Genomic DNA, 20,838 nt, shown 5'->3' on the forward strand with positions numbered 1-20,838 from the left:
GTGGCCTCGCCTTTGTCATCTTCCTTGTCCGAACGGACCGGCGCGCCCGACCGCACCATCGCCAGACAAGCCGCACAATGGCTGGTCAAGCTGCATGACGAACACGTCAGCGCCGCCGATATCACCGCATGCGCCCGCTGGCGCGCCGCCCATCCCGAACACGAACGCGCCTGGCAACGCGCTGAAGCCATCGGCGGCAAACTCGCCGGTCTGCCCGGCGGCATCGCCCTGCAAAGCCTCGGCCGCAGCAACCGCGTGGAGCGCCGCGCCGTATTGAAATCAATCCTGCTGCTGATGTCTGTGCCGATTGGCTACGCCTCCTATCGCACGCTACCGTGGCAGCAATGGAGCGCCGACCTGCGCACTGCCGCCGGCGAACGCCGCACGGTCACACTGGCCGACGGCAGCAAACTGATCCTCAATACCTCCAGTGCAGTCGACGTCCGCTTCGATGCCGAACAGCGGTTGCTGCATCTGCATGCAGGTGAAATCTTCATCGAGACCGCCAGCGATCCGCTGGCCCAGACCTCGCAAACCGGCGCCGGTCGTCCCTTCATCGTCCGCACCGCGCAAGGCAACGTGCGCGCACTAGGCACGCGTTTTGTCGTCTCGGCCCCCGACACCCACCCCAATCTGGCGCCGGCCACCCATGTCACCGTGCTGGAGCATGCCGTGGAAATCCGTCCCGCCATCGCGGTCGAACGCACCCGCGTCATCGAAGCCGGCCAGCAGATTCGCTTCACCGGCACCGTCATCGATGCACCAGAACCGGCCGACCGTTTTGCAACGGCCTGGGTCGACGGCCGCCTGATCGTCAGCGCCATGCTGCTGGATGACTTCCTGGCCCAGCTCGGCCGCTATCGCAGCGGACTGCTGCGTTGCGACCCTGCGGTGGCGGCCCTGCGCATTACAGGCGCTTTCCAGCTCGACAATACTGACGGCATTCTTAATGCCTTGCCCGACACCTTGCCGGTCGCGGTGTTGTTTCGCTCGCGCTATTGGGTAACGGTTATTCCCTCGCCTTTTTCTTCTTAAAAAATATTTTCATTTTTTTGTCACCTTTGTGTCCCCTTTTGCGGATCCCGCGTGTCATCGAGATAAGAAGTACAAAACACGCAACGCTATCCGATCATTTGTTCAGGGAACACTCACCATGCAACGACTTTCTCGGCAACACCCGTCCGCCGCTCCGGCGGTTTCTTCCATGCATCGCGCCGTACGCGGCGCGTTGCTGAGTATTGCGCTGGCGGCGCCGTTCCAGTACGCACTGGCAGCTGACGCCACCGGCGCCGGTGCAAGCGCACCAGCCCGCCGCCACTTCGACATCGCCGCCGGGCCGCTGGGAGACACGCTGAGCCGCTTCGCCAGCATCGCCGGCGTCACCGTCCAGATGGACGCGCGCCTGGTCGATGGCCGCCGCAGCAATAGCATCAACGGCAACTACACCGTCGCCGAAGGTTTCGCCGCATTGCTCGGCAATGCCGGCCTGCGCGCCATTGAGGGCGCACCCAATACCTACGTCCTGCAACCCGGCGCAACTCCGGCGCCCGGCGCCGGTGCTACTGCTGCTGCGCAGACCTTGCCCGTGGTCAGCGTCAATGCCGCCGGCGAACGCGAAAATCCGCTCGGCCCGGCCAACGGCTATGTCGCCACCCGCAGCCGTACCGGCACCAAGACCGACACCTCACTCAAAGAAACGCCGCAATCCGTTTCCGTCGTCACTCGCGAGCAACTGGATGCGCAAGGCGTAGAGAGCATCGCCGAAAGCCTGCGTTACACGCCCGGCGTCGTTACGCAATACGGCAACACCGATCTGCGCTACGACTGGCTGACCGTACGCGGTTTCGTCCCGGGACGCTATCTCGACGGCCTGCGGTTGCCCTTCGGTTCACGCGGCTATTCGCAACCGCGCATCGAACCCTACGGCCTGGAACGCGTGGAAGTGTTGAAGGGACCAACCTCGCTGCTGTACGGCCAGGGCACGCCAGGCGGCCTGGTCAACATGGTCAGCAAACGCCCGACCACCGACGCCGTGCATGAAGTGGAATTGCAATACGGCAGCCACAATCGCAAGCAACTGGCCGTTGATCTCGGCGGCAAACTCGATGAAACCGGCGAACTCAGCTATCGCCTGGTCGGCCTGACGCGTCGCAGCGACACTGCCTACGACTACGTCAACGAAGAGAAGACCTACATCGCCCCGTCCATCACCTGGCGTCCCAGCAACGACACGCACCTGACCGTGATGGCGCAGTATCAGAAGCTCAGCTCCCAGGGCGGTGGCGGCGCGCCGGTGCTGCCTGCCAATGGCACGCTCTACACCAGCGTCTACAAAGCACTGCCGCTGGGCACCTTTGCCGGCGAACCCAACTTCGACCACTACAGCAACGAGCAATATTTTCTCGGCTATGAGTTCGAGCATCGCCTGAACGACACCTGGACCCTGCGCCAGAACCTGCGCTACGGCGAGACCATGTCCGACACCAGGCGCGTGCAGCTGTTCTGCCTGACGACCGCATGCAATCCGACCAGCATGGGCCGCTACGCGTGGGCGTTCCCGGAAAAATCGAAACTGTTCACCGTCGACAATCAGGCGCAAGCGACCTTCAATACCGGTGAGTTCAAACACATCGCGCTGATCGGCGCAGATTACTCTCAGGAACGCTCGGTCTACGACGAATCGACATTAAGCCCGCTGACAACTCCTTTCAATGTCTATGCGCCGGTCTACAACACCTACAACGGCACCGTTCCGCCGGTCGCCACGCACATCGAACAAAACCGCGAACAGCTCGGCGCCTACCTGCAGGACCAGATCAAACTGGACCGCTGGACACTGGTAGCCGGCGGCCGCTATGACTGGGCCGACACCACCACGCGCACGGTAACAAGCACCGCCAATAACAATGTCAAGCAAAGCGACGGCGCCTTCACCGGCCGCCTCGGCCTGCTGTACAGCTTCGACAATGGCATCACGCCTTACGTCAGCTATTCGACCTCGTTCCAGCCTGCGGTGGGTACCAGCCGCACCTTGCAACCGTTCCAGCCGACCAAGGGCAAGCAATACGAGACCGGGATCAAGTACCAGCCTGACGGTTCCAGCACCATGGTCACCTTGTCGGCCTATGAGCTGACCCAGCAAAACGTCACCACGCCTGACCCGATCAACACCAACTTCAGCGTGCAGACCGGCGAAGTGCGTATGCGCGGCATCGAGCTCGAAGGCAAATTCAAACTGCAAAAGGGATTGGACCTGATTGCGTCATACGGCTATACCGACAGCAAGATCACCAAGGCCAACGCCAGCGGCACAGGCGTCAATACCACCGGCAACCGCCTCGCCTTCGTCCCGCGCAATCAAGCCAGCGCCTGGCTTGACTACACCGTGCAAAGCGAAGCCCTGGCCGGCCTCGGCATGGGTGTCGGCGCACGCCACATCGGTGAAAACTACGGCGACAACGCCAACGTCTATCACATGCCGGGCGTGACCTTGTTCGACGCGGCGCTGCGCTTCGACTTCGGCAAGGCCAATCCGCAGCTGAAAGGTCTGAAAATGGCCTTGAATGCTTCCAACATCCTCAACAAGACTTACGTTGCCGCCTGCCTGTCTTCTGCAGGCTGCTATTACGGCGATGGCCGCAACGTCTATCTGACGCTCAAGTACGGCTGGTAAATGGCTGCGGCCGATCAGGTACATCCCTGGCCGGCCGCCACGTACTCGCTATTCCTCTCCGGTCTCATTCCGACCTGCCGCCGACAAGATATTTTTGCCCGTGTGGCTGATGCGCCAAGCAGCCAAGTGCATGGCAAATTCATACCAGGCCCGGGATGGATTTTTTTATGGAAGGAAGTATTACTTCACCTGCACAGATTACTTCACCTGCACAGCAAGCTGCCGATTGATGCTGTCGAGTGTGAACGGCTTGGAGATCACGCGGAAGCCGTCTTTGATCGCTGCCTGAAGATCTTCCGCATAACCGCTGATCAGGATCACCGGCAGGTCGGGAAAGCGCACGTTGAGTTTCTTGGCCAGTTCGATACCGGTGATGCCGCCGGGCATGTGAATATCAGAGATCACCACCTCCGGTTGCCGTTGCGACAGGAATTCTTCGGCAGCAGCGGCGCCGGCCACGTGCGTGACGATGTGCCCAGCCGTCTCCAGCAAGGTCACGATTCCGTCGGCGACGTCGTGGTTATCTTCGACCAGCAAGATGCGCAAGGGCCGGAATAGCGGCGCCGGGACCGGCTGCGAACTTTCGTCGCGCAGCGTCAATACCGCACCTTCCGCCGCCGGAATATAGACCGCCACTCTGGTGCCGATGCCGACGGTACTTTCTATCTCCGCATAGCCCCCGGCGGCCTTGGCGAAATTCTCTACCTGCGACAATCCAAGCCCGGTACCCTTGCCGGCTTCCTTGGTCGTGAACAGCGGGTCGAAGGCCTGCTTGCGCGTTGCTTCCGACATGCCGCTGCCCTGATCGGTGATGGAGATGCAAACGAAATAGCCTTGCTTTGCGCCGCCGCGCTGGAGAATGTTTTCCGTCTTCAGCGTGATCGGTCCATCGGGTGCACTCGCATCCCGCGCATTGAGCAGGATGTTGATCAGCGCCAGTTGCATCTCAACCGCGTCGACGCAGACCGGCCAGGTCTCGGCATCGATGTCGACACGACAGCGCGTGGCGCCGACGGTATTGAACAGCAGCGGCTGCCATTCGGGAATCTTGGCCTGCAGGGAAAATACTTCCGGTTTCAGCGGTTGCCGCCGGCTGACACCCAATAGCTGGCGTGTCAGCTGTTCGCCGCTTTTGACGGACCGCTCGATGGCATCAAGCTGCTTTTCCACGCCAGGTACGCGCTTGAGCCGGATGATCTGGATACCGGTAGTCACCACCATCAGGCAATTGTTGAAATCGTGCGCTACGCGACCGAGGAGCTTGCCCAGCGCTTCAAACTTCTGCGACTCGCGCAAATCCGATTCCACCTTGTGGCGCAAGTCCAGCTCGCGCCGCCAGTATTGCCAGGCGACCTTCTGGTCTTTGACTCTGCGAATGGAGAAGATGATGATGCCGCACAAAATACTGCAAGGCACCAGCAGCAACGCGCCGGCCAACACCATATAAGACAGCCATGTGCTCCAGAGATGCGACAGCGACCGCGCTGAGACGACATATACATCGTGATTCGTCACACGCCGGTAGGAAATGATTTTGCGTTCGCCATCCAGCGGCGAAATTCCCGTGGTGGTGCCGGACACTATATTGTCGCGCGTGCCGCGCATGAAGGGCGAGGAAGAGGATACTTTCGGTACATCGCCCACCATCTTGGGATAGCGCACCAGGATGCTGCCGTCTTCACGCACCAGCGACAAGGATTGATGCATCTCTCCCGGCAACATCTCCTGATAGAAGGACAAGAAATAGCCGGGATCCAGCGACACCAGAATCACGCCGAGGAAGTTGCCATTCTCCCCGCGTCGCGCCACACCGTCGGTGAAGACCTGCCGCTGCATCTGACGGCCGACCACCACGGAAGAAATCGACTCCTGCTTGCCTTGCTTGAGCGCAACGAAATATTCGCGGTCCGCCACCGACAAGGGAGGAAAAGGATAGTCGCGGCTATGCGCCAGCACTTCGCCGTTTTTGCCGATGACTGCCACGGCGGTAATCTGCGGCAGGCCGATAATCATCTGGCGCAATTTCAGATGAATCATGCGCTGCTCCGCACGAATACCCTCGTCGTCCATGCCGGCAAGCAGGTCACCGATGCGCCCGGTCAACGAAGTATCCAGCTCGAAGACTTTATCGGCGTGCTCTTTCGCAACCACGGTGGCACGCTCTGCCGCCAACGATGCCTGCACGTGCAGGTCGCGCCATTGCACGATGCCCAGCACCGCCAGCAACACCAGCGACGTCAGGATGCACAGAATCAGCAGCGCCAGCAGCAAGCGTCTCTGGAGTTCGAAGCCGACACGGGGATGGCCCGGGCCGCCACCCTCGGAGGATGGCCATTGGCTGCTGATATCTGCGTGCTCGTCCATATTCAATGTCGTCTTGCTCAGTGCAGAAAAAGCCGAAAAAATTCAGGTATTTATATTGCCGATGAGTGCGCTACCGATCAATCGCATGGACAACCCGCGCTGATGCGCTGCGGGTAACGAAGGCAATATCGGAAAGACGCAGCCCGCAACGCGACGGCTGCATGGCACTGTGGCCCGGGATGGTTGGCGGCTGATGACGCGCGCTACCTGCCGGGCTGTTGTTGGCTGTTCCCATTCCGCCCCCTTCCGTTGCAGAAATGCATGATCTTTGTATTTCCACATTATTGTTCGACTTATTTGTTTGATTTGTTGGCTTTATTTCTTGGCGTTATTTTTGCGCTACCGTGCTTTCAATCATTCTTGCTGAAATGACACCTAAGTATGCAGTATCTCCAGCGCGAAAGAAATTGGCGAGGTAGGCAAACACGCATTAGCATGTAGGACAACAGGAAATCGCTCTCACGCAATGGCTGCGCTGCGGTGGGATGCGGGGATGGCTCTGCATGAAAAAAGCCCGCCTGAGCGAGCTTTTGAAGACGACGCACCGGAATACCGAGGCAATCTACAAATATTCCAGATTCCCATCGACACTGATCGCCTGCCCCGAGATGTTCCGCCCTGCCGGCGACGACAGAAAAAGCGCCATCGCCGCGACATCCTGCGTTGTCACCAGACGGCGCAGCGAGATCTTTTTGACGTAGTCTTCGCGCATTGCCTCAAACGTCAAGCCAAGCGCTTCGGCGCGCGCTGCAATGACCTTGTCCATGCGCTCGCCTTCCACCACACCGGGAAGAATCGCATTGACGCGAATGTTTTCCGGTCCCAATTCGATCGCCAGGGATTTCATGAGGCCGACGATGGCCCACTTGGTCGAGGCGTAAGGCGTTCTGAATTGATAGCCCAGGCGTCCGGCCACGGACGACACGGTAATGATGCTGGGGTTGTCCGAGGTTTGTTTCAACAAGGGCACCGCACGTCGAAGGAAATAGAACTGACTGTTCAGGTTCGTGGTGATCGTTTTGTCCCACGCGTCCGGCGTGATGTCTTCCACCGCTCCGGTCGGTCCGGCGATGCCTGCGTTGTTGATCAGGATGTCCAGTCCGCCCAGTTTGGCCTGCGCATCCTGCATGACGGCGTCCACCTCTTCCCACTTGCCTACATCGGCGACACCGGCGTGGATGGCGGGATTCTTCTTTTTCATGTCGTCGACGGCCGCGGGATTGATGTCGCAGATGTAGACGGCCGCACCGGTTTCAAGGAACGCTTCTGCGATGGCGGCGCCGATGCCTGTGGCGGCTCCGGAGATGAAGACGCGCAGTCCTGCGTTTGGCGTTAAGAGATCAACTGTTTTCATAAAATATTCCGGCATGAGGGCCGCGCGGTGCACTGAAACATAAGCGCTGTCACACACGAAGCCCGGCGTTCAAAAAAAGGCGGTAAAGCACGCTATCGGCGTTAAACGGCCTTGCGTCTTACAGCGTCAGCCCGCCCGATACTTCGATCACTGCGCCGTTAATATAACTCGCTTCGCTGCTGGCGAGGAAAGCATAAATATCGGCGATTTCTTCCGGCTTGCCCAGTCGTCCCAGCGGCACCTGGTCGCGCATTTTCTGCAAGACTTCTTCAGGCACAGTGGACAGAATGGACGTATCGATGAAGCCCGGCGCCACGGCATTGACGCGGATGCCCTTGGGGCCCAGTTCGCGGCTCCAGGTTTTTGTGAAGCCGATCACGCCGAATTTGCTTGCGGCGTAATTGGTCTGCCCGTAATTACCGTAGATGCCGACGACGGAGCTGGCATTGAGGATGGCGCCGCCTCCGCCTTCAATCATGGTGTCGACCACTGCCTGCGATGCATGGAATACCGCGCGCAGATTGACGTCGATGACTTCCTCGAACTGGCGCGCAGTCATCTTTTGCAAGCGTGCATCCCGCGTGATCCCGGCGTTATTGACGAGGGTGTCGATGCGGCCGTATTTGACGCGAACCTTCTCCACCATTTCATCCAGGCTTTCGCGCGATGTGACGTCCAGGCAAAAACCTTCCGCTTCGCCACCGGCGGCGCGGCACTCTTCCACGGCGGATGCCACGGCGCCGGCGTCGAGATCGACCACCACCACGGTGGCGCCTTCACGCGCGAATTTCAATGCCGTTGCCTTGCCGATACCCTGGGCGCCGCCAGTCACGATTGCTACATTTCCACGTAATCTCATTGCACTTCTTTCTGGACTCAATTCTGAAAACACCGGATGCTAGGCATCGGCCTTGGATACTGCATTCAATCCCTGCAAGGGCTTGCCGGACTCGTTCCTGATTGCCCTTGCCAGCAAGGGGACAAGAATCAGGCCCAGCACCGCTGCGACGAGAATGATGTTGAAACCCGCATCGCTGCGTCCGGTTGCGGTCTCTGCCATGCCGAACAGATAGGGTCCCACAAAGCCGCCCAGCAATCCGATCGTGTTGATGAAGGCCAGCCCGGCGGCAGCTTGCACGCCTTGCATACGCTTCATGGCGATGGACCAGTAAGACGGCAAGACGCCTCCCGCAAAAAATGCGGTAACGACAAAGAGCGCAATCTTTCCGCCAAAGCTGGCGACGGCGATGAAAGCGATGGCGCACAGCACAAGTCCTGCCGTCAGCACGCCAAGATAGACGGAGTCGCTGCTAACGCGCCGGTGAATCCGGGGCAGCACCAGTACACCGATCAGGAAGCCCATGCCGACGCTGGCGGAGAGCAGGCCGACGATGAGTGGCGAGCTGATGTGCATCTGGCTCACCATGGCCGGCGTGAAGAAATACAAACCAACAAACGCCACCTGATTGAGGAAGTAAATCAGCCCGATCAGGATCGTGGTCGGCCGTTTCAATGCCGCCATCCAGTCCTTGGATGAATACTGCGCGTGCTGTGGCGCATCGATTACCGCATGCTGTTCCAGAGAGGCAGCCTCGGCCGGCGTGAGCCATGTCGCCTCGCTTGGACGGTCCGGCAATTTGAAGTACAGCAGGACGCCCAGCAACACGCTGGGAAGTCCTTCGATGACAAACATCCATTGCCAGCCATGCATGCCGGCCATGCCGTCGAGCTGCATCAGTGCGCCGCCAATGGGATTGCCGAGCATCAGCGCCAGCGCAGGCGCCGTGTAGATCCAGCCGATTGCGACGGGCCGGTCTTTGGGAGCGAACCACAGCGTCACCATGTACATCAGCGCAGGAAACAATCCCGCCTCGGCGATACCGAGCAAGACGCGCAGGATGTAGAAGGACCATTCGCCCGCGACAAACATCATCGCGGTGGACAGAATGCCCCACGTCACCGCGATGCGCGATATCCAGCGGCGCGGACCAAAGCGATGCGCGGCCAGGTTGCTGGGTACTTCCAGCAAGGCGTAGCCGATGAAGAAAATGCCTGAACCCAGACCGTAAGCCGCTGCGCTGATGCCGACGTCCGCCGCCAGATGGATCTTCGCGAGCGCCACATTGGTCCGGTCGAGAAAGGACATGAAGTAAATCGCACACATCAGCGGAATGAGCTTGATGAATGCTTTGTGCGTGGCGAGCCGGTGCAGACCGGTATCGCCTGTGACAGCGTTATTCGTCATGGTGTCTCCTAGAAATCAGGTTCTTGTTATGGTGATGGTGATGGACAGCGCCGATTTCGCGATGCCGCTTGCTACGGCGCCGACAACTACGGCGTAATCTTGTCGCCGCCCTTCAGTCCCAGCATCGCGCGCGCTTCCGCCGGTGTGGCAATCTCGAAAGACAGCTCTTCGAGAATGCGTCGGATCTTTTTCACTTGCTGGGCATTGCTTTCCGCCCTCACGCCCTTGGCGATATACACGCTGTCTTCCAGACCCACACGCACATTCCCGCCGAGAATCGCCGACATCGTCACCAGCGACATCTGATGACGGCCGGCGCCCAGCACGGAGAAGTGATAATTCTCGCGGCCGAACAGGCGATCGGCGGTGGTGCGCATCACGGTCATGTTTTCCGGATCGGCGCCGATGCCGCCAAGAATGCCGAAGGCAGCCTGGATAAAGAACGGCGCCTTGACCAGACCCTGCTCGACGAAATGCGCCAGGTTGTATAAATGGCCGACGTCGTAGCACTCGAACTCAAAACGGGTGCCGTGCTCGCTTAACTCGCGCAGGATGTTCTTGATGTCCTCGAAGGTATTTTTGAAAACCATGTTTTCCATGCCTTCGACGTAGTCCTTTTCCCACTCGTAGCTCCAGGACGAAATTTTGGAGGCGACCGGATGAATGGAAAAATTCATCGATCCCATGTTCAGCGAACACATCTCGGGCTTCATCAGGCGCGGATAAGCCAGACGTTCTTCCAGCGTCATTCGGGTACTGCCGCCGGTGGTAATGTTGATGACGGCATCGGTTGCCTTGACGATGTCCGGGATGAACTGCCGGAACACAGCCGGGTCCGGTGTCGGGCGGCCGTCCTGCGGATTGCGGGCATGCAGGTGAATAATCGCCGCACCGGCTTGGGCAGCTTCAATCGCATGATCGCGGATTTCTGCCGGTGTAATCGGCAAATGCTCCGACATCGACGGCACGTGGGTGGCGCCGGTGACGGCGCATGAAATGATGACTTTCCTGCTGGATTTGCTCATTGAGTGCTCTGTGTTGTCCGTTTGCCGGCACCGACGCCGGCTGCACATCCGTGACGCTGCAGAAAATGCGGAGCGCCGTCCGAAACGGGTTAAAAAAACGACAACAAGCCTCCATTGGAACGCCCTTCATTCCGAGAACCGGAGATGAAAACAGTCATCGCCAATGCGTCTCCTTGCCTATGCATTTTGAGAAGGCGTCTTGCACAAGTACTTCCAGTTGCCGGCAGTCACCTTCATTGTGGGATCGATAATAATCAGTTAAGCTGATCAAAGTAAGGTCTTTCCCGGACACACGGGAGTCCTCTACGGACATTCTTGGGAGCGCCCTTTTGCCATCCATTACATTGCTGAACGAGCGTCTTTATGCGCCCTACAAGATCGCCGCCCTCGTCGAGGTGCTGGCGGAACAGGGCATTTCTGCAGAGGAAAGCCTGGAAGGAAGCGGCGTTCTGCCGGAGGAGATTTATGATGCTTCGCTGCTGACCTCGGTACGCCAGTACGCAACGGTGTGCAAGAACGCAATCGCGCTGTCGACTGATCCGGCCACGCCTTTCAAGGTCGGCGGCCGACTGCATCTGTCGGCATACGGCATGTATGGCTATGCCCTGATGTCTTGCCTGTCGTTGCGCGACTATTTCAAACTTGGCGTGAAATATCACCGGCTGGCGACACCGACCTTGACCATCGAATGGAAGGAATATCCTGATCGCGCGGTGTGGTCCTTTCCCGACGCGTTTATTTCCAGCCCGTCGCGGGAGCTGCGGGAGTTTATCGTCGAGCAGCAGTTCACGCAGCACGTCACGCATCTGCAGGATGTCGCAGGCTACAGCTGCCCACCGATCAAGGCGTGCTTCTCCTACCCGGCTCCGGCGCATGCTGCGATCTATAGCGACTACATCGGTTGTCCCTGCTATTTCGATCAGGAAGCTTGCGAGCTGATTTACGACAGCGCGATCCTGGAACAACAACCGCAACTGGCGCACAAGCTGACGGCAAAGCTGCTGCAGAACATGTGTGATCGTCTCATCGGACAATCGAAGGTATCGGTCGGTGTTGCGGGCGAGGTGTATCAGGTGCTGATGAGCAAACCCGGCGTGTTCCCCAACATGGAGGGCGTGGCGGATGCCTTGAAAATGACGAGCCGCACATTGCGCCGGCGACTCGAGGCAGAAGGCACCTCGTTCATCGCCATCACCGACGATGTGCGCTGCTCACTGGCCACGGAATATCTGCGCACCACGCAGATGAGCACTGACGATATCGCCATGCTGCTGGGCTTCAGCGATGGTGCGAACTTCAGACGCGCCCTGAAACGCTGGACCGGAAAAGGCCCGAGCGAACTTCGGAAATAGCGCCCTCAACTGCTCAACCGCGACGGTCCTCTCGCTGCCAGACAAAGGCGCGATCTATATCGTCACGCCTGCCGCTGTCGGCATGCCGGTCAAGACGCGGGTATGTTCGGATTGGGTGGCGGACAGACTGGCGTCACCGCCCTGGATGGCATGGCGATATGCGCTGCTGCGACAGGCCTGCGAACTAACTGAGGGTCTTATTGAGTTTGTCCAGATCAGCCATCATGCGCTCATATTCAGGCTTGCTGACTGAGCAGCCATCGGCGATCGCTTCGCTGACGCGTACACCGGCTTCGCGCATGGCTTCGCCTGCGGGCGTCAGATTGAGGATGACGTTACGCTCGTCGCGCGGGTCGCGCGTACGGCTGATGAGGCCTTCTGCTTCCAGGCGCTTGATCAGCGGCGTGACCGATCCCGAGTCTTGCTGCAGACGCTGCGCCACATCTTTCACTCCAAGGTCTTGCTGCTGCCAGAGCACCACCATCACCAGGTATTGCGGATAAGTCAGATTCAGCGGAGCCAGCAGAGACTTGTAGAGCTGAGTCATCTTCAGCGAGGTGCTGTAGAGCGAGAAGCACAAGTGCTGCTCAAGTGTGGGCGGTGTGAATTTGGCCATGACGGAGATACTGCGAAAGTCGGAATCCGCTAGCCTAACGGCTCCGCACCGGCAAAGCAAATCGTGACGAACAGATTGGAGGCCAGCCGGCAAGACCGGCCTCCATCAACTTCGGGGAACTGCGGGGGAAATCAGCGCCGCAGATTAACTTTGCAGATTAACGCTGTGATGCTGCAAAGATCACTTCTGCGACTTTTTCCGGTTGCGACACCATCGGCACATGGCTGGTGTTCAAGACGGTAGTGGTCGCGTTGATTTTCTTCGCAAATGCCTGCTCCAGCTCCGGCGCGATCATACGGTCCTGCTTCGACACGATGTAGTAGTTCGGCTTGTTTCTCCAAGCGGCGACGGTCGTTGGTTCACCAAACGCCTTGGCGTTGATCGGACCTTGGGTGGCAGCGATCAGCGCGGCGGTCGCAGGCGACACGTCCTGCGCGAAATTCTTGGCGACCGAATCGGCTGGCAGCCACAGGTAACCTGTTGCATCCATCTGCAGTGTGGCGATGCCTGGCGGCACAGCATATTCCTTACCCAGAGCGCCGGCAGCTTCGCCTTCCGAAGGAGCAAAGGCGGCTACATAGACCAGCGCCTTGATCTTGTCGCTGGTGCCCGCTTGCGTGATCACGGTGCCGCCCCAGGAGTGACCGACCAGCACGACTTTACCTGTCTGCGCATCGACAACACGTTGGGTGGCGGCGACGTCGTCAGCCAGCGAAGTCAGCGGATTTTGCACGGCAACGACTTTCAAGCCTTTGGCCTGCAGCAGCGGGATCACCTTCTCCCAGCTCGATCCGTCGGCAAAAGCGCCGTGAACCAGGACGACGGTGGTAGCGTCGGCAGCGACAGGCGCTGCTTGCGCGCTCATTGCGGCGGCAGACAACAGTGTGGAAACGAGAACAGCGTTAGCGATCGAGGTCAGTTTCATGGTAATTCCTTCAGGAAATTATATTACTTAGCGCACTAAGCAATTGAGATTTAAAAACTCCTTCAAAAGGAGTCCGGTAGCAGCACGGGTTGAAATATATCGCACAATTAATTAGCGCGCAACTTAATTTTCAAGATATTCCGTAAAAAAGATCAAGCCGATAGCAATAGGTCAGCGAGTGCGTCAACGTGCCGCCCCTGGTCTTTGTCGATTGAACAGCATCCCTGAGCTAAGCCGTTGATTTATAAGGCCAGCAATTTCAAATCGAATGAAAACCGGCGAAACGGGATTAAATTACCGGTCGTCGGCATTAGATATTTTCATCTACATTCCGGCAAAGTTGTTTGATGGTCTTACCAATTAATTGGTATTATCTCGATTCCCAAGCAGGACTACGCGCCGCACATTTGCCAAGATGGCGCTTTATCTTTAGATCAACCACCAAAGGAAGAGCAATGAAATTACTCCGTTACGGCCCTGTCGGCCAAGAAAAGCCAGGCATCCTGGATCAGGCTGGCAAGATTCGCGATCTGTCGGCGCACGTCAAGGACTTCAACGGCGCAGCACTGGACGATGGCACGCTGGCCAAGATCCGCGCACTGGATCTGCAAAGCCTGCCGGTGGTGGACGGTAATCCGCGTATCGGCGCCTGCGTCGGCAACATCGGCAAGTTCATCTGTATCGGCCTGAACTACGCCGATCACGCTGCAGAATCCAACCTGCCTATCCCTGCTGAACCAGTCGTGTTCAACAAGTGGACTTCGGCCGTGGTCGGTCCTAACGACGACGTCAAGATTCCACGCGGCTCCAAGAAGACCGACTGGGAAGTCGAACTGGGCGTCGTCATCGGCAAGGGCGGTGCGTACATCGAAGAGAAAGATGCGCTGTCGCACATCGCCGGCTATTGCGTCGTCAACGACGTCTCCGAGCGCGAATATCAAACAGAACGCGGCGGCACCTGGGACAAGGGCAAGGGTTGCGACACTTTCGGTCCGATCGGCCCATGGCTGGTGACACGCGACGAAATCGCCAACCCGAACAACCTGCAACTGTGGCTGGAAGTCGACGGCAAGCGCTACCAGAACGGCAATACCAACACGATGATTTTCAACGTGCCATTCATCATTTCCTACCTGAGCAAGTTCATGAGCCTGCAGCCTGGCGACGTGATCTCGACAGGCACGCCTCCAGGCGTGGGCATGGGCGTCAAGCCTAATCCGGTGTATCTGGTTGCGGGTCAGACCATGCGTCTTGGCATCGAAGGCCTGGGCGAGCAGCAACAAAAGACCATCAACGCCTAAAAACCCATCCTCGCTCCTACTGCGAGGCCGTGATCTGACGTCGGGCAGTACTCGAAATCCTCATGTACTTCAGTACATTCCGGTTTCTGCGTGCTGTCCGCCGCCAGCTGACGGCCTCTCGCTACGGACCGAGAACAGGTTTGAAAAAATAAAAACTGCCCGCAGAAGGCAGACAAAACAACACGGGTTTCCTCAAGAGTAAAGAGAACGGAGTCAACATGAATCACTACGATTTCCAGGGTCGCAGCGCGATCATCACCGGCGGCGCGCAAGGCATCGGCTTTGCCATCGCTGAACGCCTGCTGCAAGGCAAGGCAAAAGTCGTCCTGTGGGATATGGACGAGAAGGTATTGCAAGAAGCACGCGTCAAGCTGGAGCCGCTGGGCAACGTCGAAACCGTCGTCGTCAACATCGGCGACCAGGCTGCGGTGCAACGCGCTATCGAAGCCACTGAAAAAGTCACCCAATCGATCGACGTGCTGGTGCACAGCGCCGGGATCGCCGGCCAGAACGGTCTGGTTGCAGAGTACTCGCCGGAAGAATGGCGCCGCGTCATCGACATCGATCTGAATGGCGCGTTCTACGTCAATCAGGTCGTCGTGCAACGCATGATCGCGCAAAACTACGGCCGTATCGTCAACGTTGCGTCGATTGCCGGTAAAGAAGGCAATCCGACCGCATCGGCCTACAGCGCCGCCAAAGCCGGCCTGATCGCCCTGACCAAGAGCCTCGGCAAGGAAACTGCGACCAAGAATATTTCCGTCAACGCGATCACTCCTGCTGCGGCACAAACCCGCATCCTGGAGCAATGCACCCAGGCGCACATCGACTACATGCTGTCGAAGATCCCGCGCGGACGCTTCGTCAAGGTCGAAGAAATCGCAGCAATGGTGACCTGGCTGGTCTCGGAAGAAAACTCGTTCACCACCGGCTCGGTCTTCGACCTGTCGGGCGGCCGCGCGACTTACTGATTCCGCCAGAAACCGCAATAAGGATGGCAGCCGCGGCGCATTGAACATGCGCCGCGCCATCCCACAAAAATAACAATATTTCCAGCCTGTCTCCCGGCGCTGCCACAAGCACCGCCGGTGGTCACGCTGCGCCTTTTTAAATGTTTCAGAGGAGAGAGAAATGGCAGCAGTCCCCTATCCCGCCACCGCGCAGGATATCCAGGAATCCAGTCTTTACCGCCGCATCACCCTGCGCTTTGTGCCGCTGCTGGTGATCTGCTTTGTGTTTGCGTACCTTGACCGCGTCAACATCAGCTTCGCCAAGCTGCAGATGCAGCAAGACCTCGGTTTTTCCGATGCCGTCTACGGCCTCGGCGCGAGTATCTTTTTTGTCGGCTACTTCCTGTTCGAGATCCCCAGCAACATGATCTTGCACAAGGTCGGTCCGAAGCGCTGGATCGCCCGCATCATGGTCACCTGGGGCATTGCCTCGGCGGCGATGATGTTCGTCACCAATGAAACCGGGTTCTACATCCTGCGCTTCCTCATCGGCAGCCTGGAAGCCGGCTTCGTTCCCGGCGCGCTGTACTTCTTCACCAACTGGTTCCCATCGCAACGCCGCGGCCGCATCAACTCGCTGTTCATGGCGGCGATTGCCGTCTGCGGCATGATCGGCGGCCCGATCTCCGGCGGCATCATGAAGTTCACCCACGGCGTGAGCGCCCTGCACGGCTGGCAATGGCTGTTCCTGCTGGAAGGCATTCCATCGATCGTGCTCGGCGTGATCTGCTGGATCGTCATCGACAACAAGATCGAAGACGCGCGCTGGCTGAAGGACGATGAAAAGAAACTGCTGCTGGCCCGCCTTGCAGCAGAGCCGAAGAGCGAAGCGGTGCACTCCTTCCGCGACGCCCTGAAGCAACCATCGACCATCACCATGTCGCTGATCTATCTGGTGCTGGCTTCCGGCATCTACGGCCTGGTGTTCTGGATGCCGCAGCTGATCAAGACAGCAGGCACCGACGACACCTTCATCATCGGCCTGATCACTGTGATCCCTTACCTGTGCGCCGCCATCGGCATGATCCTGATCGGCCGCAGCTCGGACCGCACCGGCGAGCGCCGCTGGCATCTGGCCGGTTGTGCACTGGCCGGCGCGCTCGGCTATGCCGTGAGCGCCTATTTCGGCAACAACACGCTGGTGCTGGTGGTCGGCCTGTCGTTCGCAGCAACCGGCATCATCGCCGGCATCGGTCTGTTCTGGATCCTGCCGCCGCGCGTGCTGACCGGCGCCGCTGCCGCAGGCGGCATCGCGCTGATCAATTCGGTCGGACAACTGGGCGGCATCATCACGCCCTACATGGTCGGCAAGATTCGCGACATTACCGGCAGCGCATCGCTGGGTCTGTACGTGGTGGCGCTGGAATGTCTGCTTGGCGCCGCACTATTGCTGTGGGCTCTGCCGAAGCGCATCTACTTCCGCGAACCTGTTCAAAAGTAATCACCCTTCACGGGCGAAAAAAAACACCCCTCTCGAAGGGGTGTTTTTTTATCTGCTGCGTTTACCCGCTGCGCTTGTGTTGCCACGGATAACACGTCGGCTTCACAGATTCTCTTTACTCCGGCTACGCACAAACCCGTACCTCGCCGGTACGATGACGATTACGCCAGCCGCATCGGATCTGCAGGAATATCTTTCATGCGGCGCGGCGTATGACCGACCTGCACGGCATCGTGAGTGAGCTTGAACACGCTGACGATGCGCGCCAGGTTGTCCGCCTGCTGTTGCAGCGATTGAGCCGCAGCGGCGGCCTCTTCCACCAGCGCGGCATTTTGCTGCGTGACGCTGTCCATCTGTGTGACCGCGTGCTTGACCTGATCAATGCCCTCGCTTTGCTCGCGGCTGGCCGACGAGATTTCACTGACGACATCGGTGACGCGCTTCACGCTGGCCACGACGTCGTTCATCGTAACGCCGGCCTTCTCCACCAGACGCGTGCCGGCGCCGACCTTCTCCACTGAATCGCCGATCAGTGTCTTGATCTCCTTCGCTGCTGCAGCGCTGCGTTGCGCCAGGCTGCGTACTTCCGACGCCACCACTGCAAAGCCCCGTCCCTGTTCACCGGCGCGCGCCGCTTCCACCGCGGCATTCAACGCCAGGATGTTGGTCTGGAAGGCAATGCCGTCGATCACGCTGATGATGTCGACGATTTTTTTCGATGACGCGTCGATCGAGCGCATGGTCGAAATCACTTCGCCCACCACGTCGCCGCCTTCCGCTGCAACAGTTGACGCCGAACTTGCCAGCGCGTTCGCCTGCACGGCATTTTCGGAATTCTGTTTTACCGTTGCCGACAATTGCTCCATCGCAGCAGCGGTTTGTTCCAGCGAGCTGGCCTGCTCTTCGGTGCGTGAAGACAGGTCGAGATTGCCGCTGGCGATTTGTCCGGAAGCGGTGGCAATCGCATCGGTGCCGCCGCGCACGTCGCCGACGATACGCAACAGGCTGCCGTTCATGTCTTTCAGCGCGCTCAGCAGCATGCCGACTTCATCCTTGCTCCTGACCACAATGCGCGCCGTCAGATCGCCATCGGCAATCCCGCGCGCCACGCCCACCGCCACCGTCAACGGGCCGGTGATATTGACCGTCAGGTACCAGGCGCTGCAGATGCCGAACAGCAGGATCAACACGCCGAGTACGATCAGCAAGGTGCGGCCGGTCTGCGCCATGCGTTCGATGTCGGCAGCAGTATCGTCGATGCTCTTGCGCTGCATCGTCAGCAGGTTTTGCAAAGCGTCTTTCAGATCGTTCGCGCGCGGCATGAAGGCAGTTTCCAGCAAGCGGTTCGCTTCATCGAGCTCGCCCGCCGCCTTTGCCTTGCGCATCTGGTCACGCGCCACGACATAGAGTTGGCGCTGCTCTTCGATTTTTTTGAACAGCACCAGCTCCTGATCAGTTTCCAGGATAGCTTGCAGCTTTTTCAGCAATTCGGTGGATATCTTCGACGAAGCCGCATCTTCCTTCGCGAAGAAAGGCGCCAGCGCCGGGTCGGTACTCTTGGCAATCGCCGTCACGCGGAGGATCGACGTCTGCACGTAAGGAAGCCAGTCGCTGATGAGACGTTCTTTTTCCAGCGGCTTTTGCATCATGGCCTTGGTCGCATCGGTCACGCCTTGCAGGCGCCAGATGCCGATGCAGATGATGGTGATGGCCAGCAGCAAAATAACGGAGAATCCCAGCGCAAGCCGTTTGCCGATTTTCAGATTGGCGATGATGTTCATGAACGTCTCTATTTTTATAAGATGGTGGATTGACAATAAAGCGGATAGCAAAATTGACAACGAGGATTGCCGGTTGATTGATATTCCCGGCAAATGGCGGGCCAGTATAGCTTTGGTGCAAGTGCATCATTCCTTCGATCAACGACGGAAATTGCCGCGAAATAAAAAAGCCGGCGTTATCGCCGGCTTGTCCTCGTTTTTTATTTCAATTTTGACAATCATGCCTGACGGCGAGCTTCTCCGAGTCCGAAGCAAACAGGATCCCTTCCTGCCAACATGTAAAAACCGTTAACCGCTTCAAACTCAGCAGGTCGCGCTCTTGAACATGCCGGCGCGCACCTTGTCGTAGCACCAGTTGAACACTAGCGTGTAGGGAAGAAAAAACAACACCAGGCCGATGTCCAGCACGAAAGCTTCGATCAGACCGATATTGAGCCACCACGCGGCCATCGGCACCACGGCGAGGATCAGTCCGGCTTCGAACACCACGGCGTGCGCGATGCGGACTGAAAAACCGCGCGGCTGCGCCAGGGTCGCCGCCTCCTTCGCTTTCCAGCGACGCTCCAGGCGATCGAAGATGGTGTTAAAGATCACATTCCACGCCATCGCCACCAGCGAAATCATCAGTGTCAGCAAACCCGCGTGAGCAAACGATACGCCCAGCAACCAGGACATCACGGGCGCGCACAGCAGCAACGCCACCAGCTCGAACAGGACGGCGTGCAAAAAGCGTTCATATAAGGTTTTTTCCAGAGTCATGGTGCTCTCCTTCGATTCAATGAAGAAGATTATCCCCACTTAATCTGATAGGATAAAATCATTAATCATCGGAAAAACCGATACAACCAAATTCCTGACTCATGCTGCATTCCGTCGACGCCCTGCTGATGTTCATCGAATCCGCCAACCTCGGCTCCTTTTCGGCGGCGGCGCGCAAGCTCGACAAACAACAGTCCACCGTCAGCGAAGCCATCGCCAACCTGGAAATCGACCTCGGCGTCACGCTGTTTCATCGCAGCACACGCAAACCGACGCTGACCGAACACGGCCACGCCCTGCTCGCTCATGCTCAGCAGATGCTGGACGCCAACGACCGCCTGAGCCGCGCCGCACAGAGATTGTCCGGCGGCCTGGAAGCGCAGCTGAGTTTTGCGTTGTCCGATACCTACCAATCCGATGTCTTTGAAAAGAGCCTGTCGCAGCTGGAGCAACGCTATCCCGATCTGCGGCTGGAATGCCTGATTGCGGAAGACGAAGACGCCGTCGACCTGGTGCAGTCCGGGCGTGTGCAGATGGCGCTGGTGGCGGCGCAAACCTCCTATCCGCCCGACATCGGTTTTGAGACCATCGCCGACCAGTCCGAGATCGGCCTCTACGTCAGCACCAGACATCCACTGGCGCGCGCCACGCGAGTCACCGGCGACATGCTGCGCGAGGTGCGCGAGCTGCGCCTGAACACCTATCGCGACGAAGTCAAACCGCCGCGCTCGGGATTTCACTGGTCGTCGTCAAGCTATCTGATCTTGCTGGAAATGACTGAACTGGGATTCGGCTGGGCCGAGCTGCCGCGCTGGATCGTCAAACGTTTCGGCGCCGCCGACCTCAAGGAATTGCAGGTCAACGGCTGGCCCAAAAATATCCAGGTGCATCTGATCTGGTCGCGTGATCGCGGATTGGGACAAGCCGGCAGCTGGCTGTGCAATACCTTCCTGTCGCCCCCGGCTTCGTTGTGAAGAAGCCTCAGCGCTTCT

At 58.6% G+C, this 20,838-nt stretch carries 17 protein-coding genes and 1 other RNA gene; 9 read left to right on the plus strand and 9 right to left on the minus strand.

Going from position 1 to position 20,838, the window contains the following annotated elements:
• Complete coding sequence (locus AC1RN6_RS03260; RefSeq protein ID WP_493002979.1) at positions 1 to 1,035, plus strand: FecR domain-containing protein; 1,035 nt, start codon at positions 1 to 3, stop codon at positions 1,033 to 1,035.
• A 118-nt stretch (positions 1,036 to 1,153) separates the two neighbouring features.
• Complete coding sequence (locus AC1RN6_RS03265; RefSeq protein WP_493002981.1) at positions 1,154 to 3,673, plus strand: TonB-dependent siderophore receptor; 2,520 nt, start codon at positions 1,154 to 1,156, stop codon at positions 3,671 to 3,673.
• A 198-nt stretch (positions 3,674 to 3,871) separates the two neighbouring features.
• On the opposite strand, the gene AC1RN6_RS03270 is transcribed toward AC1RN6_RS03265, so the two are convergent.
• The 5 genes from AC1RN6_RS03270 to kce form a co-directional block, all read right to left on the minus strand.
• Positions 3,872 to 6,037 (minus strand): hybrid sensor histidine kinase/response regulator, encoded by a 2,166-nt coding sequence (locus tag AC1RN6_RS03270; RefSeq protein WP_493002982.1) that lies wholly within the window; start codon positions 6,035 to 6,037, stop codon positions 3,872 to 3,874.
• 562 nt (positions 6,038 to 6,599) lie between these two features.
• Positions 6,600 to 7,391: an SDR family oxidoreductase gene (locus AC1RN6_RS03275; protein ID WP_493002983.1), complete on the minus strand. Its 792-nt coding sequence runs from the start codon at positions 7,389 to 7,391 to the stop codon at positions 6,600 to 6,602.
• A 118-nt stretch (positions 7,392 to 7,509) separates the two neighbouring features.
• Positions 7,510 to 8,250 carry a beta-ketoacyl-ACP reductase gene (locus AC1RN6_RS03280; RefSeq protein ID WP_493002985.1) on the minus strand — a complete coding sequence of 247 codons (741 nt, stop codon included), beginning with the start codon at positions 8,248 to 8,250 and terminating at the stop codon, positions 7,510 to 7,512.
• A 39-nt stretch (positions 8,251 to 8,289) separates the two neighbouring features.
• A complete protein-coding gene (locus tag AC1RN6_RS03285) occupies positions 8,290 to 9,636 on the minus strand; it encodes an MFS transporter (protein WP_493002986.1) in 1,347 nt (448 codons plus the stop codon).
• An 86-nt stretch (positions 9,637 to 9,722) separates the two neighbouring features.
• Complete coding sequence (kce, locus tag AC1RN6_RS03290; protein WP_493002987.1) at positions 9,723 to 10,661, minus strand: 3,5-dioxohexanoate:acetyl-CoA acetone transferase; 939 nt, start codon at positions 10,659 to 10,661, stop codon at positions 9,723 to 9,725.
• 329 nt (positions 10,662 to 10,990) lie between these two features.
• Between kce and AC1RN6_RS03295 the strand changes: the two genes are divergently transcribed.
• Positions 10,991 to 12,013: an AraC family transcriptional regulator gene (locus tag AC1RN6_RS03295; RefSeq protein ID WP_493002988.1), complete on the plus strand. Its 1,023-nt coding sequence runs from the start codon at positions 10,991 to 10,993 to the stop codon at positions 12,011 to 12,013.
• Positions 12,014 to 12,197: 184 nt separating this feature from the next.
• On the opposite strand, the gene AC1RN6_RS03300 is transcribed toward AC1RN6_RS03295, so the two are convergent.
• Entirely contained in the window at positions 12,198 to 12,629 is a 432-nt protein-coding gene (locus AC1RN6_RS03300) for a MarR family winged helix-turn-helix transcriptional regulator (RefSeq protein ID WP_493002989.1), read from the minus strand.
• A gap of 157 nt (positions 12,630 to 12,786) precedes the next feature.
• Complete coding sequence (locus tag AC1RN6_RS03305) at positions 12,787 to 13,554, minus strand: alpha/beta fold hydrolase (protein ID WP_493002990.1); 768 nt, start codon at positions 13,552 to 13,554, stop codon at positions 12,787 to 12,789.
• A gap of 455 nt (positions 13,555 to 14,009) precedes the next feature.
• Here AC1RN6_RS03305 and AC1RN6_RS03310 point away from each other — a divergent pair, with 455 nt between their 5' ends.
• The 4 genes from AC1RN6_RS03310 to AC1RN6_RS03325 all read left to right on the plus strand — a co-directional run bounded on the left by AC1RN6_RS03310 (position 14,010) and on the right by AC1RN6_RS03325 (position 17,306).
• Positions 14,010 to 14,855, plus strand: coding sequence for an ureidoglycolate lyase (locus tag AC1RN6_RS03310; protein ID WP_493002992.1), 846 nt, complete (start codon positions 14,010 to 14,012; stop codon positions 14,853 to 14,855).
• 62 nt (positions 14,856 to 14,917) lie between these two features.
• A non-coding RNA gene (locus tag AC1RN6_RS03315) (sX9 sRNA) lies at positions 14,918 to 14,992 on the plus strand.
• 81 nt (positions 14,993 to 15,073) lie between these two features.
• Entirely contained in the window at positions 15,074 to 15,826 is a 753-nt protein-coding gene (locus AC1RN6_RS03320; RefSeq protein ID WP_050475662.1) for an SDR family oxidoreductase, read from the plus strand.
• A gap of 160 nt (positions 15,827 to 15,986) precedes the next feature.
• A complete protein-coding gene (locus AC1RN6_RS03325; protein WP_493002994.1) occupies positions 15,987 to 17,306 on the plus strand; it encodes an MFS transporter in 1,320 nt (439 codons plus the stop codon).
• Between the two features lie 161 nt (positions 17,307 to 17,467).
• Here the strand turns inward: AC1RN6_RS03325 and AC1RN6_RS03330 are convergent, their stop codons facing one another.
• Positions 17,468 to 19,087 (minus strand): methyl-accepting chemotaxis protein, encoded by a 1,620-nt coding sequence (locus AC1RN6_RS03330; protein ID WP_493002995.1) that lies wholly within the window; start codon positions 19,085 to 19,087, stop codon positions 17,468 to 17,470.
• Here AC1RN6_RS03330 and AC1RN6_RS03335 point away from each other — a divergent pair.
• Positions 19,086 to 19,379: a hypothetical protein gene (locus tag AC1RN6_RS03335; protein ID WP_493002997.1), complete on the plus strand. Its 294-nt coding sequence runs from the start codon at positions 19,086 to 19,088 to the stop codon at positions 19,377 to 19,379. The two genes, AC1RN6_RS03330 and AC1RN6_RS03335, sit on opposite strands and share 2 nt — an antisense overlap.
• A gap of 11 nt (positions 19,380 to 19,390) precedes the next feature.
• On the opposite strand, the gene AC1RN6_RS03340 is transcribed toward AC1RN6_RS03335, so the two are convergent.
• Positions 19,391 to 19,846: a multidrug/biocide efflux PACE transporter gene (locus AC1RN6_RS03340; RefSeq protein ID WP_493002999.1), complete on the minus strand. Its 456-nt coding sequence runs from the start codon at positions 19,844 to 19,846 to the stop codon at positions 19,391 to 19,393.
• Between the two features lie 101 nt (positions 19,847 to 19,947).
• Between AC1RN6_RS03340 and AC1RN6_RS03345 the strand changes: the two genes are divergently transcribed.
• Entirely contained in the window at positions 19,948 to 20,820 is an 873-nt protein-coding gene (locus AC1RN6_RS03345; protein WP_493003001.1) for a LysR family transcriptional regulator, read from the plus strand.
• Positions 20,821 to 20,838: the final 18 nt, after the last annotated feature.

It is taken from the genome of Herbaspirillum sp. GW822-FHT03A08, from assembly GCF_058801885.1.

Coding starts and splice junctions, on each gene's coding strand:
- AC1RN6_RS03335 (WP_493002997.1), top strand. CDS start 19,086: ATGAACGTCTCTATTTTTATAAGATGGTGGATTGACAATAAAGCGGAT.
- AC1RN6_RS03345 (WP_493003001.1), top strand. CDS start 19,948: ATGCTGCATTCCGTCGACGCCCTGCTGATGTTCATCGAATCCGCCAAC.
- AC1RN6_RS03275 (WP_493002983.1), bottom strand. CDS start 7,391: ATGAAAACAGTTGATCTCTTAACGCCAAACGCAGGACTGCGCGTCTTC.
- kce (WP_493002987.1), bottom strand. CDS start 10,661: ATGAGCAAATCCAGCAGGAAAGTCATCATTTCATGCGCCGTCACCGGC.
- AC1RN6_RS03270 (WP_493002982.1), bottom strand. CDS start 6,037: ATGGACGAGCACGCAGATATCAGCAGCCAATGGCCATCCTCCGAGGGT.
- AC1RN6_RS03320 (WP_050475662.1), top strand. CDS start 15,074: ATGAATCACTACGATTTCCAGGGTCGCAGCGCGATCATCACCGGCGGC.
- AC1RN6_RS03310 (WP_493002992.1), top strand. CDS start 14,010: ATGAAATTACTCCGTTACGGCCCTGTCGGCCAAGAAAAGCCAGGCATC.
- AC1RN6_RS03305 (WP_493002990.1), bottom strand. CDS start 13,554: ATGAAACTGACCTCGATCGCTAACGCTGTTCTCGTTTCCACACTGTTG.
- AC1RN6_RS03265 (WP_493002981.1), top strand. CDS start 1,154: ATGCAACGACTTTCTCGGCAACACCCGTCCGCCGCTCCGGCGGTTTCT.
- AC1RN6_RS03285 (WP_493002986.1), bottom strand. CDS start 9,636: ATGACGAATAACGCTGTCACAGGCGATACCGGTCTGCACCGGCTCGCC.
- AC1RN6_RS03280 (WP_493002985.1), bottom strand. CDS start 8,250: ATGAGATTACGTGGAAATGTAGCAATCGTGACTGGCGGCGCCCAGGGT.
- AC1RN6_RS03325 (WP_493002994.1), top strand. CDS start 15,987: ATGGCAGCAGTCCCCTATCCCGCCACCGCGCAGGATATCCAGGAATCC.
- AC1RN6_RS03300 (WP_493002989.1), bottom strand. CDS start 12,629: ATGGCCAAATTCACACCGCCCACACTTGAGCAGCACTTGTGCTTCTCG.
- AC1RN6_RS03340 (WP_493002999.1), bottom strand. CDS start 19,846: ATGACTCTGGAAAAAACCTTATATGAACGCTTTTTGCACGCCGTCCTG.
- AC1RN6_RS03330 (WP_493002995.1), bottom strand. CDS start 19,087: ATGAACATCATCGCCAATCTGAAAATCGGCAAACGGCTTGCGCTGGGA.